This window comes from Pseudoalteromonas issachenkonii, assembly GCF_002310795.1.
Lineage (GTDB): Bacteria > Pseudomonadota > Gammaproteobacteria > Enterobacterales > Alteromonadaceae > Pseudoalteromonas > Pseudoalteromonas tetraodonis.
This window is the reverse complement of record NZ_CP011030.1, coordinates 3,209,837-3,223,575: the sequence shown is the minus strand read 5'-3', so window position 1 is coordinate 3,223,575 and position 13,739 is coordinate 3,209,837. Positions and strand designations below refer to the sequence as shown.

General features: G+C 40.2%; 17 protein-coding genes. 15 read left to right on the top strand and 2 right to left on the bottom strand.

What is annotated here, in order from left to right:
- Positions 1-23: 23 nt before the first annotated feature.
- On the top strand, positions 24-404 hold the full coding sequence (locus PISS_RS14980; protein ID WP_024602174.1) for a hypothetical protein: 381 nt from the start codon (positions 24-26) through the stop codon (positions 402-404).
- A gap of 29 nt (positions 405-433) precedes the next feature.
- Here PISS_RS14980 and PISS_RS14975 read toward each other — a convergent pair whose 3' ends face one another.
- Entirely contained in the window at positions 434-877 is a 444-nt protein-coding gene (locus PISS_RS14975) for a PaaI family thioesterase (protein WP_058155350.1), read from the bottom strand.
- A gap of 198 nt (positions 878-1,075) precedes the next feature.
- Between PISS_RS14975 and lexA the strand changes: the two genes are divergently transcribed.
- The 5 genes from lexA (at position 1,076) to PISS_RS14950 (ending at position 6,362) form a co-directional block, all read left to right on the top strand.
- Positions 1,076-1,693: a transcriptional repressor LexA gene (gene lexA, locus PISS_RS14970; protein ID WP_008114166.1), complete on the top strand. Its 618-nt coding sequence runs from the start codon at positions 1,076-1,078 to the stop codon at positions 1,691-1,693.
- A 493-nt stretch (positions 1,694-2,186) separates the two neighbouring features.
- Positions 2,187-3,329 carry a cytochrome c oxidase subunit II gene (gene coxB, locus PISS_RS14965; RefSeq protein WP_036980527.1) on the top strand — a complete coding sequence of 381 codons (1,143 nt, stop codon included), beginning with the start codon at positions 2,187-2,189 and terminating at the stop codon, positions 3,327-3,329.
- The gene (ctaD, locus tag PISS_RS14960; RefSeq protein WP_058155349.1) at positions 3,329-4,921 is read left to right on the top strand and encodes a cytochrome c oxidase subunit I; all 1,593 of its coding nucleotides are present in this window, start codon (positions 3,329-3,331) and stop codon (positions 4,919-4,921) included. The genes coxB and ctaD overlap by 1 nt, the downstream gene beginning before the upstream one ends.
- Complete coding sequence (locus tag PISS_RS14955; protein WP_013466139.1) at positions 4,921-5,451, top strand: cytochrome c oxidase assembly protein; 531 nt, start codon at positions 4,921-4,923, stop codon at positions 5,449-5,451. Before ctaD ends, PISS_RS14955 begins: the two co-directional genes overlap by 1 nt.
- Positions 5,452-5,486: 35 nt before the next feature.
- The gene (locus tag PISS_RS14950; protein ID WP_013466138.1) at positions 5,487-6,362 is read left to right on the top strand and encodes a cytochrome c oxidase subunit 3; all 876 of its coding nucleotides are present in this window, start codon (positions 5,487-5,489) and stop codon (positions 6,360-6,362) included.
- Here the strand turns inward: PISS_RS14950 and PISS_RS19150 are convergent.
- Entirely contained in the window at positions 6,265-6,573 is a 309-nt protein-coding gene (locus tag PISS_RS19150) for a DUF2909 family protein (protein ID WP_081485455.1), read from the bottom strand. The genes PISS_RS14950 and PISS_RS19150 overlap by 98 nt on opposite strands.
- Positions 6,574-6,587: 14 nt before the next feature.
- On the opposite strand from PISS_RS19150, the gene PISS_RS14940 reads away from it, so the two are divergent.
- The 9 genes from PISS_RS14940 (at position 6,588) to PISS_RS14900 (ending at position 13,734) form a co-directional block, all read left to right on the top strand.
- On the top strand, positions 6,588-7,328 hold the full coding sequence (locus PISS_RS14940; protein ID WP_013466137.1) for an SURF1 family protein: 741 nt from the start codon (positions 6,588-6,590) through the stop codon (positions 7,326-7,328).
- On the top strand, positions 7,318-7,812 hold the full coding sequence (locus tag PISS_RS14935; RefSeq protein WP_013466136.1) for a hypothetical protein: 495 nt from the start codon (positions 7,318-7,320) through the stop codon (positions 7,810-7,812). Before PISS_RS14940 ends, PISS_RS14935 begins: the two co-directional genes overlap by 11 nt.
- A gap of 12 nt (positions 7,813-7,824) precedes the next feature.
- Positions 7,825-8,814, top strand: a complete 990-nt coding sequence (locus PISS_RS14930) for a COX15/CtaA family protein (RefSeq protein ID WP_024602181.1) — start codon at positions 7,825-7,827, stop codon at positions 8,812-8,814.
- A 12-nt stretch (positions 8,815-8,826) separates the two neighbouring features.
- On the top strand, positions 8,827-9,756 hold the full coding sequence (gene cyoE / locus PISS_RS14925; RefSeq protein WP_058155348.1) for a heme o synthase: 930 nt from the start codon (positions 8,827-8,829) through the stop codon (positions 9,754-9,756).
- Positions 9,753-10,370 carry an SCO family protein gene (locus PISS_RS14920; protein ID WP_058155347.1) on the top strand — a complete coding sequence of 206 codons (618 nt, stop codon included), beginning with the start codon at positions 9,753-9,755 and terminating at the stop codon, positions 10,368-10,370. The genes cyoE and PISS_RS14920 overlap by 4 nt, the downstream gene beginning before the upstream one ends.
- Positions 10,371-10,533: 163 nt before the next feature.
- Complete coding sequence (locus PISS_RS14915) at positions 10,534-10,806, top strand: STAS domain-containing protein (RefSeq protein WP_024602184.1); 273 nt, start codon at positions 10,534-10,536, stop codon at positions 10,804-10,806.
- A gap of 8 nt (positions 10,807-10,814) precedes the next feature.
- Positions 10,815-11,177, top strand: a complete 363-nt coding sequence (locus PISS_RS14910; protein WP_013466131.1) for a response regulator — start codon at positions 10,815-10,817, stop codon at positions 11,175-11,177.
- A 14-nt stretch (positions 11,178-11,191) separates the two neighbouring features.
- Positions 11,192-13,267, top strand: coding sequence for a chemotaxis protein CheA (locus tag PISS_RS14905; protein ID WP_013466130.1), 2,076 nt, complete (start codon positions 11,192-11,194; stop codon positions 13,265-13,267).
- Positions 13,249-13,734, top strand: a complete 486-nt coding sequence (locus tag PISS_RS14900) for a chemotaxis protein CheW (RefSeq protein ID WP_013466129.1) — start codon at positions 13,249-13,251, stop codon at positions 13,732-13,734. The genes PISS_RS14905 and PISS_RS14900 overlap by 19 nt, the downstream gene beginning before the upstream one ends.
- Positions 13,735-13,739 lie beyond the last annotated feature (5 nt).

Below are 13,739 nucleotides of genomic sequence, written 5' to 3'. Positions count from 1 at the left end.
TAATAGAGGGTAAAAACGAGATAATGTCGGAAATTCAATTTTTAAATGTAGATCTAGAGCTTGAGTCAAAGCAAGATATTAGCGTATTAGTTGCTGATTTAAAAAAGGTCGCAACTATTTTACATTATGATAAAGACGAATACCGTCAACTTGCTCGCATTGAGGTTGCAGGTGAAATAACCACGCCAGATAAAGCGATTAATCACTTGTGTGAGTTAATCGAGTCGTGTTCACGCAATGCATTAAAGCAATGGTTGAGTTGTTCACGCAGAACTTTCGATATTGGGTTTGAGTCTGGCACTTCGCCAAAATGCTTTAACCAAGCCTTACATGCAGATACCTTGTTACGTATATCTGCAATTGGTGCAGGCGTAGAAATTACTATTTACCCTCTCGAAAAGTAATTTAACTTCAACCTTGGTTAATTGACTTACTAGCCTTTTCGCTCAACTACGGCTGCGGTCATACGTGATACGCAGCAAAGCTCATTGCGGCTATTGGTTATTTTAATATCCCAAACCGAGCTGCGCTTGCCGATATGATAAGCTCTCGCTGTGGCCGTTAATGTGCCATTGCGTGATGCCTTTAAATGACTTGCACTGATTTCTTGGCCAACACAATAAAATCGATTGAAATCAACCATAAAATTAGCGGCATAACTTGCTACTGTTTCAGCAAGCACCACATTTGCACCCCCATGAACGATACCCATAGGGTTATGATGCTCTGGAATTGCCGGCATAGTTGCCACTAAGTAGTCATCACCAATTTCACTGATCTCTATTCCCATGGTTTTCATGAGTGTCCCTTGGCCTGTAATACCTTGATCTAATTGCTTACAAAACTCTAATGTAATCGGTTGATGCCAAATACTCATGCTAGCTCCTTGGATAAGTAATTGAGAATTAAAATTTATTAATATGATAATGCGTTGCTAATAATTACATTTATCACCCTGCTTTTAAAGTAGGTTATTGTTTGATGATAACGGCATATAAGGCATTAATTTATATTTGCGATTTTTAAATAACTGTATATACTCACAGTTAATTGTACTGTATGGAAAACCAGTTGTATGCGACCATTAACGAAACGCCAAGCGCAAATACTCGAACTCATTAAAGTGTTTATTAAAGACACTGGTATGCCTCCTACACGTGCCGAAATTGCACAAACACTGGGTTTTAAAAGTGCGAATGCTGCAGAAGAACACTTAAAAGCACTGGCCAAAAAAGGTGTTATTAAAATGAAGCCAGGCGCGAGTCGGGGCATTCAGCTTGTTGAAGAGGAGGAGCCAGAGCAGTTGGGCTTGCCTTTAATTGGCAGGGTTGCTGCCGGTGAGCCAATATTGGCGCAACAGCATGTAGAAAGCCACTGTAAAATTGACCCTTTAATGTTTAAACCTGCGGCCGATTTTTTATTGCGTGTTAACGGTATGAGTATGAAAGACATTGGTATTATGGATGGTGATTTACTTGCTGTGCATAAAACCCAAGTTGCCGAAAATGGACAAGTTATTGTTGCCCGTGTTGACGACGATGTAACCGTGAAGCGTTTAGAAAAAGCGGGCAGAAAAGTACTCTTACATGCTGAAAATGATGAGTTTTCAGCTATTGAGGTCGATTTAGAAAATGAGTCGTTCAATATTGAAGGCTTAGCGGTAGGTGTTATTCGTAACGCTGACTGGATGTAGTATTAAAGCATAATTTAGCGCTTAATAGTGATTAGGCGCTGGGTTTGTTAGCAGCACAATGTCTAACTTATCAAATGTATGACTATATGTTGTTAAGTGCTTCTCCTATCATAAATAAAATCACTAAATACTTTATAAATAAACAAATTTACTCTGCTTTTTTAAGTTAACAATTTTTTATATTTCTATCCTGTAATTTCAATACACCCCTTACTAAACCTGACTCTTAGATTAATTGCCTGACTAGTTGCTATTTTTTTAGCTGCGCATTTTAAAAAATACACCTTGTTTATTTTTCATACTCACCTTGCTTATTGTTTATTTTTTAACTAGTTATTAAAGAGCTGGAATAAAAATAACTCACAGCTTAGTCGTTTTGAGAACACACATTTACTAAATCCAGCACCCTTATAAAAAATAAAAATAACGAATAGGCGTTTAAGCCGTATGCCTCTTCGCTTTGCGTCAGCAATAGCATCAAAGGAGCCGTCACATGGGTAAGCTGAGTTCTTCCTTGTGGCTTATATTGTTTGTTTTTTCGCAGAATGTGCTTGCTAATAGCCAATATAATATGCGTAAAGGCGTAACCGATATAAGTAATAATGTATACCAACTGCACATGACTATTTTTTTAATATGTTGTGTGATTGGGGTGATCGTGTTTGCCATTATGTTTTGGGCACTCATTCATCATCGCAAATCTAAAGGGGCTGTCCCTGCCCAATTTCATGAAAGCACCAAAGTAGAAATACTGTGGACTGCGATACCTTTTGTCATATTAATTGTTATGGCCATTCCTGCGACTAAAACCTTAATTGCCATGGAGGATGCCAGCAAAGCTGATCTCACCATTAAAATTACAGGCTCACAGTGGAAGTGGCATTACGAGTATATGGGGGAGGACGTTGAGTTTTATTCCATGCTAGCTACCCCTCAAAATGAAATAACCAACCTTGCTGATAAAAACCCGAATTATTTACTCGAGGTCGATAAACCGCTGGTACTACCAATTAATCAAAAAGTACGTTTTTTAATGACTTCAGATGATGTTATTCACTCATGGTGGGTGCCTGACTTTGCCGTTAAAAAAGATGCAAACCCTGGGTTTATTAACGAAACATGGACCAATATTAATGAGGTTGGTACTTACCGTGGGCAGTGTGCAGAGCTTTGCGGTAAAGATCATGGTTTTATGCCTGTTGTGGTAGAAGCTAAAACAGAAGAAGACTTCAAAACGTGGTTAGCAGAGGCTAAACAAGCCAAGCAAAAAGCAGCTGAAGCAGACGCTGCGTTATTAGACCAAGTTGTACCAAAAGAAGAGCTGATGGCGCTTGGTGAGCAGGTTTATATGGCGAGCTGCGCGGCGTGCCATCAACCAACTGGCTTAGGCTTACCGGGTGTTTTCCCGGCCCTTAAAGGCAGCCCAATAGTCATAGGTGATATCAAAGGGCATATAGATATTTTGCTCCACGGTAAACCAGGTACGGCTATGCAGTCTTTCGCAAAGCAATTATCAATCAAGCAAATAGCAGCTGTTATTACCTATAAACGCAACGCGTGGGGTAATGACACTGGTGATGTAATTCAACCGAGCGAGATACAAGCGGCACTGGATGCTGATGGGGAGGCTAAATAATGAATAGCATTGCAGAACAACCTAATACCAATGAGGCTCATCATGCCCATCAACCTGCCACAGGCTTTAAGCGCTGGTTATTTACAACCAACCATAAAGATATAGGTAGCTTATATTTAATTTTTTCACTCACCATGTTTTTAATTGGTGGGGCAATGGCGATGGTTATTCGAGCTGAGTTATTTCAGCCGGGCCTACAACTGGTTGATCCTCACTTTTTTAATCAAATGACCACAGTGCATGGTTTAATAATGGTGTTTGGTGCGGTTATGCCAGCCTTTACCGGCTTGGCAAACTGGATGATCCCGCTAATGATTGGTGCGCCAGATATGGCCTTACCGAGAATGAATAACTGGAGCTTTTGGATTTTACCGTTTGCGTTTTTAATCCTATTAGCTTCATTATTTATGCCCGGTGGTGGCCCTGCATTTGGTTGGACCTTTTACGCGCCGCTTTCCACCACTTATAGTAACGACAACACAGCAATGTTTGTATTTGCTGTGCATATTATGGGTATTAGTTCGATTATGGGGGCCATTAATGTGGTGGTCACCATAGTAAATATGCGTGCTCCGGGTATGACGTGGATGAAGCTGCCGTTATTTGTGTGGACATGGTTGATCACGGCGTTTTTACTTATTGCAGTTATGCCGGTACTTGCTGGTGCAGTTACTATGGTGCTCACCGATAAATACTTCGCGACCAGTTTCTTTGATGCCGCTGGTGGTGGCGATCCGGTGATGTTCCAACATATTTTTTGGTTTTTTGGTCACCCTGAAGTTTATATTATGATTTTGCCTGCCTTTGGCATTATTTCTACGATTGTTCCCACCTTTTCACGTAAAAAACTATTTGGTTATGCCTCTATGGTGTATGCCACCTCCTCCATTGCCTTGTTGAGCTTTATTGTGTGGGCGCATCATATGTTTACCACTGGTATGCCCGTGGCGGGTGAGTTGTTTTTTATGTACGCGACTATGCTGATATCGGTACCTACCGGCGTAAAAGTATTTAACTGGGTAGCGACTATGTGGCGCGGGTCTATTAGCTTTGAAGTGCCAATGCTGTTTAGTATCGCATTTATTGTGTTGTTTACTTTAGGTGGTTTTTCGGGGTTGATGCTAGCGATTACACCTGCCGATTTCCAATATCATGATACCTATTTTGTGGTTGCACACTTTCATTATGTACTCGTAACGGGCGCGGTGTTTTCTATTATGGCGGGGGCTTATTATTGGCTGCCAAAATGGACCGGAAACATGTTCAATATTACCTTAGCAAAATGGCATTTTTGGTTGTCGTTAATAAGTGTAAATGTGCTGTTTTTCCCAATGCATTTTGTTGGGTTAGCCGGTATGCCACGCCGTATTCCAGATTATGCGCTACAGTTTGCTGATTTTAACGCCATTATTAGTATAGGTGGGTTTGCCTTTGGTTTATCGCAATTATTATTCGTGGTGGTTGTGTATAAATGTGCAAAGGGGGGCGACAAAGTGCCTGCAAAAGTTTGGGATGGAGCTGAGGGGCTTGAATGGGAAGTTGATTCACCTGCGCCTTATCATACGTTCTCAACGCCGCCGGACATTAAATAATGACTCACTTGCCGTTATTAAAAAAGCTGGTGGTGATTTGCATTGCAATGTTTGCATTTGCATTTGCCATGGTCCCTTTGTATGACGTGTTTTGCGATATAACGGGGCTTAATGGTAAGCCCTCGTTAGAGCAGGCACAGCAAAGTACCTTGGTCACTGAAAATAGAGAAGTCAGCGTTAGTTTCACTACGCATGCGCAAAGTGGTGCGCCTTTTGAAGTTAAATCTAAAGAGTACAGTGTAGATGTAAAGCCTGGGGCCATGCGTGAAGTTAAGTTTAGCGCTAAAAATAACAGCAATGAAGATAAAGTAATGCAGGCTATACCGTCGGTAGCACCAGGAAAAGCGGCCAAGTATTTACACAAAATAGCGTGTTTTTGCTTTGATCAGCAACCGTTAAAGGCAGGTGAAGAGCTGGAGTTTACATTATTGTTTTATGTAGATACTGAATTACCCAGTGATGTAGAAGAGTTAACCCTGTCTTATACCGTATTTGATATTAGCGAGAGGCTAGTAGCCAGTAATAACTAGCTTATAAAACTAGTGAAAAACTAGGAGCAAATAAAATGAATCAAAAATATGAACATTATTATGTACCAGAGCAAAGTCCATGGCCAATAGTTGGGGCAGTTGCGTTATTTTTTATTGCGGTAGGCGCAGCCTTAACCGTAATGGATATGGGCAAAGAGGGTGGTAATGGCGTTTACTTGTTATACGTAGGTATAGCTGTACTACTTTACATGCTGTTTAGCTGGTTTAAAAATGTCATACACGAGTCTGATCAAGGGCTTTATTCTGCACAAATGGACCGTTCTTTTAGGCAAGGTATGAGCTGGTTTATTTTTTCAGAAGTGATGTTCTTCATGGCATTTTTTGGGGCGCTTTTTTATGCTCGCATGTTTTCTGTGCCTTGGCTTGGAGGTGCGGATAACAACGCCATGACAAATGAAGTATTGTGGCCGACGTTTGAAGCCATGTGGCCATTGCTAAATACCCCAGGAGGCACCACGACCCAAGCAATGGGCTGGCAAGGGTTGCCGCTTATCAACACCCTTATTTTGCTTGCCTCGTCGGTAACTTTACATTTTGCCCATGTGGCGATGGAAAATAATAAACGTACCCCACTCAAAGTATGCTTGGGAGCGACCATTTTACTCGGAGTGTGCTTTTTAGGGCTGCAGGTAGAAGAGTATATATATGCTTATAACGATCTTAACTTAACCCTTGATGCGGGCATTTATGGCAATACCTTCTTTTTGTTAACCGGCTTTCACGGCATGCACGTCACCTTAGGAACAATTATTTTATTGGTGGTGTTTTTGCGCATTATGAAAGGACATTTCACTAAAGATAAGCACTTTGCCTTTCAAGCTGCAGCTTGGTACTGGCATTTTGTTGATGTTGTTTGGCTGTGTTTGTTTGTATTTGTGTATGTGCTTTAGTGATTAAGGGGGACTGATTTGCCGTAATAAAACCAAGTTTTAGTGCGGCAATCACCATCACTAATACCACAACAGAAAATAACACCCGACGCCCTAAAAAGTGAGACATAGGGCGTCCATTGGTTTTCCCTGACACCATAATTAATAAAGCACGAAATAAATTAAATAATATAAATAATAACAGTAGAACAATAATAATTTTAATAATCACTGGATTTTACCCTTATGCAGTTAGTTGTATTTAACAAACAAAAGCTTAGCTCAATAATAACAATTTGCTTGGTTGTTATTGTGGTATTGGTTTGTGTGCGACTAGGGTTTTGGCAATTACAGCGAGCAGAGCAAAAGCAACAGCAGCTTAGTGCCATTGAAAATATACAACAACATGGCGTAATGAGCTGGGCAGAGTTACAACAGCTGCCAAAAGAGTGGAACAAAACCGGTGTATTGGTTTCGTTAAATGGTTATTTTGACACTAATAATTATTGGTTGCTTGATAACCAAATCTATAATGGTCAGGTTGGTTACGACTTACTGGCATTATTAAAACTGTCTGATGAATCACGCTTTTTGTTAGTGAACTTAGGCTGGGTAAAAGCAGAACGTTCAAGAGAAATCCTACCAAACGTAACAATACCTAGTGGTAAATTTACGTTAACGGCACAAATTAAAGAAGATAATTTAAGTGGCTTTACCTTAGCCAATAACAATACTCAGTCGGATTTAGCCAAACGAATTCAAATCATTGATTTACAAGCATTGAGTAGCCAATCTAATCGCCCTTTAGTGAATTTTATGGCTTACCGCCAAGGTCAAGCTGATGAAATTGCTGCCCCTCATTATGAAGCCGTTGTTATGAGTCCAGAAAAACATTATGCCTACTCAGTACAGTGGTTTTTAATTGCGGTTGCCTGTGTGGTGGTCGCTATTTTTGCAAGCAGGAAGAGGATAGATAATGAAAAATAAACCCCTGTTACTCTTTGCTGTGTGCTGCGCTATTCCCTTAGTGCTGGCTTACAGCGCGTTAAAACTTGATTGGCTACCTACAGCAATTACTAACCATGGTGAATTTTTAGAGCGTGAAATTAAGCTAGACAATTGGGCGCAGCATAACCCTAAGCAATGGACCATCGCTTTAAATTATTCAGCACAATGCAAAGCGTCTTGCACAGAGCAATTAGCCGCTTTAGACAACTTATATGTTGCCCTTGGCAAAAACCAACACAAAGTTGATATGGCTATTATGGGACAGCCTGAGCTAGTTACAACGCGTTGGCATGTTATTGATGAGCAACAGCAGTTAAAACCTGCCAGTTTGTATTTAATCGATCATATGGGGCTGATTGTACTGGAGTATCCATTTAGTTCTCAACCACAAGAAAACCGTTTGATCCAAAAAGGGTTATTAAAAGATCTAAAAAAATTACTCAATTACTCTCGTTCGAGCTAAGTAGAGGATGCTATGTATAAAAACTATAAAAATTTGGTATTAGCAACGAGTTTATTCGCATTAATTGTGGTGGCTCTGGGCGCATACACGCGTTTAAGTGACGCAGGGCTTGGTTGTCCCGATTGGCCTGGTTGTTATGGCTTTTTAACCGTGCCTAAACACGAAGCAGAGATTGCACAAGCGATTCAAAGTTATCCCGATATGATATTTGAAAAAGCAAAAGCATGGAAAGAAATGATCCATCGCTACTTTGCAGGCACGCTTGGGGTATTAATTTTAGTGTTGTTTATTTTAGCTTTTCTAAAGCGTCAGTACCCAACCACGCCTGTAAGGTTGCCTATGATATTGCTACTGCTTGTTATTTTTCAGGCCGCATTAGGTATGTGGACGGTTACTATGAACCTACAGCCGCTTATAGTTATGGGGCATTTGCTCGGAGGATTTAGTATTTTAGCGTTATTAACGCTATTGTATTTGCGTCTGACCAGCCAACCTATTACGGGTGGTGATGCGGGCGCAAAACCTCACTTTAAATTAAGCCTCGTGGCATTAACGGTACTGATTTTACAAATCGCCCTTGGTGGTTGGTTAGCGGCTAATTATGCGGCTCCACATTGTAATGGCTTACCGCTATGTAGTTACGCTCAGCCTTTTTCATTCAGTAGTGTCTTTCAGCTCCCCCTTGAGCACAGTAATTATGAATTTGGTGTGTTGTCGCAACAGGCGCGTATGTCTATTCATTTACTGCATCGAATATGGGCCTTAGTTACTTGCATTGTTTTAGCCTTGGTGATGTGGCGTATATACAGTCATGCCTATTCGCAAAAAATTAAAAGCTGTACGGTGAGTGTGTTAGTGGCGTTATTTTGCCAGATAGCTTTAGGGTTAGCCGTGGTGCATTTTCATTTTCCGTTAGGCGTGGCACTGGCGCATAACTTAATGGCTGCCATACTGTTATTAACTATGGTTAGGTTATGTTATTACCTAAAAGTACGTACTTAGAGGGGAATGATTATGGCACTTACAATTAATAAAAAAGCAATGCAGCCCGTTTACAGCGCATCGTTATTGACTAAAAGTTACCACTTAATCCAAGACTATTTGGCAATAAGTAAATTTAAAGTAGTGGCTATGCTAGTGTTAACAGCATGGGTTGGCTTAGCGCTAGCCCCTGATGTTGGCAGAGGTGTTGGGGTTCAGTTCATCAGTTTATTAGGGATTGGATTACTCTCTGCGGCCGCCGCAATCATTAATCATGTGGTTGATAGCGAAATTGATAGCAAAATGGCACGCACCCGCCATCGCCCTGTTGCTAAAGGGCGTTTAAGTAAATTACATGCACTGAGCTTTGCTGCTGTGATTGGCGTTGCGGGCTTTATTATGCTGATGTTGTGGGCAAATACGCTCACAGCCATACTGACCTTATTTGCACTTGTTGGTTATGCGTTTATTTATACGTCATTTTTAAAACGTGCCACACCACAAAATATAGTTATAGGGGGATTAGCCGGTGCAATGCCTCCATTACTCGGTTGGGTGTCTGAAACAAATCAAATGGCGGCAGCCCCTTGGTTGCTGGTGATGATTATATTTACCTGGACCCCACCTCATTTTTGGGCGCTCGCCATCGCACGTAAAAGTGATTATGAGCGGGCTAAAATCCCCATGTTACCGGTCACCCATGGTATCGATTTTTGTAAAACATGCGTGCTTGCATATTCGGTATTACTCGCCATTGTATGTGTGTTTCCTTATTTGATTGGCATGTCAGGGCTTATTTATCTAAGCGGGGCATGTCTTCTCAATATTGTATTTATATACAAAGCAATTAACTTAAAGTTTGCCGCCAAAGAAGACACTGCGATGGATTTATTTCGTTTTTCGATTATTCATTTGATGATACTATTTATCATCTTATTTATAGATAAATGGCTAGTTATATGAAGCAGTTATGGTGTGGTTTAGTTGTTTTTTCAGTACTCTTTTTATCGGCCTGTAGTGATAAAAAAAATTTACAAGATCTTGATGCGTTAGTTTATGAAACCGCAAAGCCGTTATCTGACTTTTCGTTGAGTGATCAACAAGGGAAGTTAGTAACCAAACAGCAGTTTTTAGGCCAATGGAATTTAGTGTTTTTAGGTTACACAAGTTGCCCTGATATTTGCCCGATGACGCTAGCTAAGCTCAACAATGCCTATAAAAATTTGCAGGCTGAGTATCCACTACAAGTATGGTTTATATCTGTTGATCCTAAACGTGATATTGCTCAAAAACGTAAAGAGTACATAGATTACTTTAATCCAGATTTTTTAGCTGTATCAGGTGAACATAAAGACTTATTTCCATTTGTCCGCGAGCTTGGATTAATTTACGCAATTAGTGATAGTAATGAATCCGACTATGCGGTGGATCATAGTGCATCTGTTGCCCTTGTTGATGGCAGTGGCGCACTAAGGGCTATTTTTAAGCCTGAATTTAAACAAGGAGATGTGCCTTTGGTTAATACTACAAAATTAACCGCAGAATTTATTGAAATAGCCGAATACTACAAAAACTAGCTTTTAAAGGTTTTACGATTTTAAAGGGGCTTTATGCCCCTTTTCGCGTTTTTTATTAACGGTTTTTAATTAATTAGTTATTTTTTAGTCGTTTTTATGGCGTTTTCATTATCTCGGTCTAAGCTTTTGTTATGGATTGAGTTGATAAGGAAAAGCTTAAAAAATGCTTAAACTACCAAACGAACTTTCAATTGTTCATGTTGAAGTTTTACATCAAGATTTATTAAGCGAACTTAATAATAGCCGAGATATTTGCTTAGATATTAGCGATGTAATGTCTGCTGATACGGCCTCGGTTCAACTTTTATGTGCCCTACAAAAACATCTCCTTACTATTAATCAAAAAATTGCCTGGGTTGGCAGTAGTGATGCATTAACCAATGCTATTGATCAACTCGGTTTAAGTGAATACTTAGCACCAGAAAGTACTAATTAGAGGTCTATATGAAAAGAATATTAGCTGTAGATGATTCTGCATCAATGCGTCAAATGGTGAGTTTTACGTTAAAAACAGCAGGGTTTGATGTTACCGAAGCCAAAGACGGTAGTGAGGCATTAGCGATTGCCAAGCAGCAAGGTTTTGATGCAGTTATTTCTGATGTAAATATGCCTGTTATGGATGGGATCACGCTTATTAGAGAGTTAAGAGGGCTTCCGAATTACAAGTTTACACCGCTACTTATGTTAACCACAGAATCGGGTATGGATAAAAAGGTAGAAGGGAAAGCTGCTGGGGCAACAGGGTGGATTGTAAAGCCCTTCAATCCAGATCAACTATTAGCCGTGCTAAAAAAAGTAATCCGCTAACCTAGGAGTGCACTGTGAGTATTGATTTAAGCCAGTTTTTTGAAGTGTTCTTTGAAGAGAGTTTTGAAGGCCTCGATGTTATGGAGACTGAATTACTCAACTTAGTGCCGGGCGAAGAAGACTTAGAAACCATTAATACTATTTTTAGGGCTGCCCATTCTATTAAAGGAGGCAGTGCTACCTTTGGGTTTAATTCAATCGCAAACTTCACTCATGTTCTAGAAACATTACTGGATCAAATACGTGAAGGTCAGCGAAATATAAGCAGTGAACATATTAACTTATTACTTAAATCAGTAGATTGTTTAAGAGCCTTGTTGCATTCGCTTAAAGTACAGGAAGAGCCTGATTTAAGCCAAGCTGACTCATTACGAGAGCAGTTTGAAAGATTACTTGGCATGCCTGAAAGTGAAGCCGTAGTGGCAGAAGCCAGTGTTGAACAGGTCATTATTAATACTTATCAAATTGATTTTAAACCGCATTTTCATTTGTTTAAAACGGGTAACGAACCGCTGTTTATGATCAGTGAATTAGCTGAACTTGGTGAATTGGAAGTACAAGCGTTTACAGATGTCATACCTGATATAAAAGATTTAACGACCGATGAATGCTTTTTATATTGGCGATTTTTCTTAAACACTGACCGTGACGATCAAGCAATTAGAGAAATTTTTGAGTGGGTTGAGGACGATGCCGATATTAAAATTGAGCTTTGCGGTGGCTTATTTAATGATGGTAAAGCAGCAGAAGCTGCAGTGGTCAACGAACCTGTTATTGAAACACCAAAAACGGTTGTTGAACCCAAAACCAATAAACCAAAAGCACCAACCAGTGCAAAAGCAGCGCCTGAGTCAACTTCCATTCGTGTTGGCATTGATAAGGTCGACTCACTGATTAATATGGTTGGAGAGTTGGTCATTACCCAAGCGATGCTAAATCAGCTTAGCGAACAAGAAATGACGCCTACCACGGTGACCTCGCTTCAAGAGGGGCTTGCGCAATTAGCGCATAACACCCGCGACTTACAAGAAAACGTGATGCGTATTCGCATGTTGCCAATTAACTTTGTGTTCAGTCGTTTTCCACGTTTAGTACGTGATATTGCCCAAAAGCTTAATAAAGAGGTGGAGTTAAAGCTGATAGGAGAACAAACAGAATTAGATAAAACCGTTATGGAAAAAATATCCGATCCTATGGTGCATTTAGTAAGAAACTCATTGGATCATGGTATTGAAACGGTAGAAAAACGTATTGCAGCAGGAAAAGATCCTGTGGGTAAGGTTACATTAAATGCCTTTCATCAGGGCGGCAATATCGTCATTGAAATTATGGATGATGGCCAAGGTCTTAACACTCAAAAGATCAAAGAAAAAGCGATTACCAATGAAGTGATCGCCGCTGACAGTGAGCTAACAGATGATGAAATTAACGAACTCATTTTTATGCCAGGATTTTCTACCGCTGATGAGGTAAGTGACTTATCTGGCCGTGGGGTGGGTATGGATGTGGTTAAGCGTAATATTCAATCATTAAATGGCTCGGTAGAAGTGACATCTGCTGCTGGAATTGGTTCTACTTTTACTATTCGGCTACCGCTCACTTTAGCTATTTTAGATGGGCAATTAGTCAAAGTAGCCAAGCATACTTACATTATTCCACTGATCTCGATTGTAGAATCGTTGCAAATTGATATTGCAAAAGTAAGCCGTGTTGGTAAAGACCTAGATGTACTCAGATTACGTGATGAATACATTCCTATTTTACGTTTATACGACATTTTTAATCACCAAAATGCCATTGAATCGTTAGATAAAACCTTACTAGTTGTCGTGGAAAACGATAATCAAAAAGTAGGGTTACTTGTCGACGATTTACTTTCACAACAGCAGGTGGTTATAAAAAGCTTAGAGGCTAATTACCACAAAGTGGATGGTGTGTCGGGGGCAACGATTTTAGGTGATGGGCGTGTTTCGTTAATTTTAGATATTAGCGGCTTGATAAAGCTTTCAGGGTTAAAAAAGCCAGGTAGCCAAGCATTGAGTATTGAGCCATCGACCATCTTGGAGGATTCATGTTCTCTGAATCAATAGCATTAAATAGCAATATTGAACTACAGCGCAAAGAGGGCATTAAGCAGTTTCTCACCTTTATTATGGCTGAAGAAGAGTACGGAGTAGATATATTAACGGTGCAAGAAATTCGTAGCTGGGAAGATATAACCGCACTGCCAAATGCCCCTGAGTACGTAAAAGGCGTGATTAATTTACGCGGCACCATTGTGCCAATTATTGATTTACGATTGCGCTTTGGTTTACCCACCATTGAGTATGGACCGTTAACGGTAGTCATTATTGTAAAAGTTGAGTTTGAGCAAGAAAGTAAAGTGATGGGGATCACGGTAGACGCCGTAGCGGATGTTTACAGTATTGCTGAGCAAGACGCTAAAGCAGTGCCGAGTTTAACCCAAACAAATGAAAGTGAATATGTCGCAGGGCTAGTGAATGTGGGCGATAAAATGGTCGCGCTAATTAACCTACAGGCAACCATGAATATTTAGCGGTA

Excerpts from the sequence above, each read along its gene's own strand:
- cyoE (WP_058155348.1), top strand. The coding sequence starts at position 8,827 with ATGGCACTTACAATTAATAAAAAAGCAATGCAGCCCGTTTACAGCGCA.
- ctaD (WP_058155349.1), top strand. The coding sequence starts at position 3,329 with ATGAATAGCATTGCAGAACAACCTAATACCAATGAGGCTCATCATGCC.
- PISS_RS14915 (WP_024602184.1), top strand. The coding sequence starts at position 10,534 with ATGCTTAAACTACCAAACGAACTTTCAATTGTTCATGTTGAAGTTTTA.
- PISS_RS14980 (WP_024602174.1), top strand. The coding sequence starts at position 24 with ATGTCGGAAATTCAATTTTTAAATGTAGATCTAGAGCTTGAGTCAAAG.
- PISS_RS14910 (WP_013466131.1), top strand. The coding sequence starts at position 10,815 with ATGAAAAGAATATTAGCTGTAGATGATTCTGCATCAATGCGTCAAATG.
- coxB (WP_036980527.1), top strand. The coding sequence starts at position 2,187 with ATGGGTAAGCTGAGTTCTTCCTTGTGGCTTATATTGTTTGTTTTTTCG.
- PISS_RS14930 (WP_024602181.1), top strand. The coding sequence starts at position 7,825 with ATGTATAAAAACTATAAAAATTTGGTATTAGCAACGAGTTTATTCGCA.
- PISS_RS14935 (WP_013466136.1), top strand. The coding sequence starts at position 7,318 with ATGAAAAATAAACCCCTGTTACTCTTTGCTGTGTGCTGCGCTATTCCC.
- PISS_RS14950 (WP_013466138.1), top strand. The coding sequence starts at position 5,487 with ATGAATCAAAAATATGAACATTATTATGTACCAGAGCAAAGTCCATGG.
- PISS_RS14920 (WP_058155347.1), top strand. The coding sequence starts at position 9,753 with ATGAAGCAGTTATGGTGTGGTTTAGTTGTTTTTTCAGTACTCTTTTTA.
- lexA (WP_008114166.1), top strand. The coding sequence starts at position 1,076 with ATGCGACCATTAACGAAACGCCAAGCGCAAATACTCGAACTCATTAAA.
- PISS_RS14940 (WP_013466137.1), top strand. The coding sequence starts at position 6,588 with ATGCAGTTAGTTGTATTTAACAAACAAAAGCTTAGCTCAATAATAACA.
- PISS_RS14975 (WP_058155350.1), bottom strand. The coding sequence starts at position 877 with ATGAGTATTTGGCATCAACCGATTACATTAGAGTTTTGTAAGCAATTA.
- PISS_RS14955 (WP_013466139.1), top strand. The coding sequence starts at position 4,921 with ATGACTCACTTGCCGTTATTAAAAAAGCTGGTGGTGATTTGCATTGCA.
- PISS_RS14900 (WP_013466129.1), top strand. The coding sequence starts at position 13,249 with ATGTTCTCTGAATCAATAGCATTAAATAGCAATATTGAACTACAGCGC.